The 3,160-nt window shown below is 36.9% G+C and carries 2 protein-coding genes; both read right to left on the reverse strand.

The window, feature by feature from the left end:
* The coding region (locus BAMA_RS23060) for a S8 family serine peptidase (RefSeq protein WP_034644356.1) at window positions 1-457 on the reverse strand (457 nt) is incomplete at its 3' end.
* A gap of 355 nt (window positions 458-812) precedes the next feature.
* The coding region (locus BAMA_RS23065; RefSeq protein ID WP_157406072.1) for a S8 family serine peptidase at window positions 813-3,160 on the reverse strand (2,348 nt) is incomplete at its 5' end.

The following is a 3,160-nucleotide window of genomic DNA, read 5'->3' on the forward strand; positions in this document are numbered from 1 at the left end:
CAGTATCAATTACAGCGACTTTTACTTCATTGTTGCCTGCAAGCTTCCATGCTTCTTCAATTTGCAGTGACGAAAGTGCATATGCTTCAGCCGCCTTTTCATCATTTGTCACAAATGTTTTATACTGTACACTCGTTGCAATACTCTTAACTTTTTCTAAATCCCTGTATTTTTTTAATACTTCTTTCGTATTTTTTCCTTTTTGAATACGAATAACGTCATACTTTAAAGCTGGAATACTTTGAACAACAGTTGTTCCTAAGCTATTATGTTCTTTCTTTGTTATACGCTCAGAATATTTGACAATAAAAGTATCCATTGTCTGTTTCGCATCGTTTTGACCCTTTTGAATGGATTGTTGTACTACTGATTTTGACGAAGTTGCAAAACTAGTAGTAGGCACAAGTAATGAAACTGCTAACCCTAACGAAAGAGCTGTTTTTATGACTCTCTTCAATTCTCTCCCCTTCTTTCCATAACGTCTTATATTCAAATCATATCATGTATTTTTAGAAAAAATTAACTTTTTTGAATTATTTTGTAGATAATATGTATTTTTTGTAAAATGTTAGATATATAAAACGATACGTGTAGAATTTTGCAATAAAGTAAAACTTCAATCAGTGGGGGTTTTCTCCATCCCCCACTGATTGTTAGTTGAACCAATCGGGCTTTTACGGGCTGTTAATCTCCTACCTAAACTTCTTCGCTTTTTCTTAAGCTTTGAGGTGGGAGTCTTACAGCCCGTTAATGCGGGACAAAAAAAGTCCTTACAAAGCGGAGCTGCTCTGTAAGGACTTTCGTTCGTTACATTATTTCACTTTTACATTCACTGTGTACGGATCGTTACTTGACGCACCGTTTACTTCTTCTACTTTAATGAAATATCTACCTTTGTTTAAGTTCACGGTTACTTCCTCTGTATCACCTACAAAGTAAGTATCTACTTTTTGAATTAAGCGACCTTTATGGTTGTAAATAGAAAGAACAGAATCTAAACCTGCTGGTGATGTAACAGAAACTGTTACATTTTGCTTTTTATTATTGTTAAATAAGTAGTAATCGCTATCACCAAATTCTACGCCGCCATTATAAAGACCAGTTGCTGTCCAGCCATTATCACCTGCTGTTAGCGCTAGTGGTTTCGATGGGATGTTTTTCTTCACAACAGAATCTTTATCTTCGTCTTCACCGTTTACCGCAGATAGAGACAATTCATACTCACGAATATTTAGGGTTCCAAAGAACGGATGCTGAAGAACTCCAATGAAATAACCTACACCTTTCTTACCTTGGAATGAACCAGAGATACTCGCTTGTAACTCTACATAAGGAGAAACTTTCTCTTCTTCTTCTGGATCAATTGTTCCATTTCCATTCGTATCTTCCATTACAAGTACTGCATAAAGTGGATGACTTACTAAAGAACCTGGATATTTTGCCATCTCGGCCGGATCCATGCCAACTACATTTAAGCTGAAGCTTGTTAATGTATCTTCTGTTGGCTTGTAGTAGTACATATCCATGTCACCACCATCAATTGCACGGTCCTTTACACTACTATTAATCGTAATTGGTGTTGCTGTTTCAGGGTCATTATTTGCACCATGTTGATCTTTTTCTACTTTTGTAATTTCATTCATTGCTAATTCATATGGTTGACCTGTAATACTACCTAATGAAGTTACCGCAACAACATATTGCTTATTTGCTTCTAGCAGCTGATTTTGACCTCCAGCTCCTCCACCAAGAAGCATACCAAATAAAGAGTTATCCATCTTTTCTGCTAAAACACCAGACTCTTCATCATATTCATAAAGCTTTAGCATTGTTTCGCCAAGTGGGTCACCTGCCAAGCCCGTGCTTACAATTGTATCTTCCGTTGCTTTTACTTTGTAAAGATCAACATCTTGATCTTGCTGAAGTAATGCTGTTTTCTTATCTGTTAAGTTCATTGCAACAGCACTTTGCATCATTTTTGCTGATTGTTCAGCTGTTAATGGCTCACCTGAGAAAATATCTAGTTCTTTATTTTGAACAGAGAAATTGTCTTCATCAGCAGGCATATTTGCCATATCAATCGTTAACTCATACGGTAAAATAGATCCATATGTACGATTTTCTGAGAACTCTTCTACTCCAGGGTTTCCAGTTACTTCAATGATATATGTTTGGTACGCTTGTACTGGGAATGCAATAGATTCTTTTTCATTTACAAAACCATTGTCACCGTAAATATACGACTCTGCATCTTCTGCTTTTCCTTCAGGATAAATAGAAATTGCTGTATTTAAACCTGCAATTTCTTCCACATTTACGCTTCCGTATCCGCTATAAGGGAATTGTACACGGTAGTAATCTGTATCTACACCTTCTTCACTTACGAACGTTGGCGCTCCTTCTTGCATATCTTTCGATTTAAACGGTAAAGATGCTACACTATATGGATTTTCCATAGTTGCAACGTCATCTTTTGCACTTTCTGCAACATTCATTACTAAGGAATAAGTAGATGTACCACTTACTGCATAGTTTCCGTTTGCATCCATTACTTCCGCTACTAATGTTCCTTTACTTGGTGCTTTAAATAAACCACTCTCTACTCGACCTGCAAATCCATCGTTCACTGTTACAGTTTCAGTTGCTTCTGTGCTTCCCTCTGGATAGAAATGAAGACGTAATTTGTAATCGAATGCTTCTGTCGCCGAAAGTGTGAACTGTGCATAGTTTCCTGCTTCAAGATTCATCTTGTAACCTTGTGATTCAAACGGAGACTTTAATGCACCTGTTTTTTCCGCAGTATTATTTTCAAGTGTCACTGCCGCCGCACTTTCTAACGTTGCCGCAGAACCTTTTTTCTCGTATTTTGGTAATTTACTAACATCATAGTTTAATGCTGCGATTGCATTTACAAGACCATGACCATATTTACTGTCATATCCTGTTTCACCTAAATCATCAGCAGTTTGCTTTAAAAGCGCCTCAACTTGATAAGTATTTAAATCTGGATGTTTTGATTTAATTAACGAAACAACCCCAGCTACAACTGGTGAAGCCATTGATGTTCCATCTAACTTCGCATATGTATTTGGTTTTGCTGGTGTCGAAATTGTACTGAAGATTTCTGCACCTGGCGCAACAATATCCATACTTGGACCAA

It is taken from the genome of Bacillus manliponensis (assembly GCF_000712595.1).
GTDB classification, from domain to species: Bacteria; Bacillota; Bacilli; order Bacillales; family Bacillaceae_G; genus Bacillus_A; species Bacillus_A manliponensis.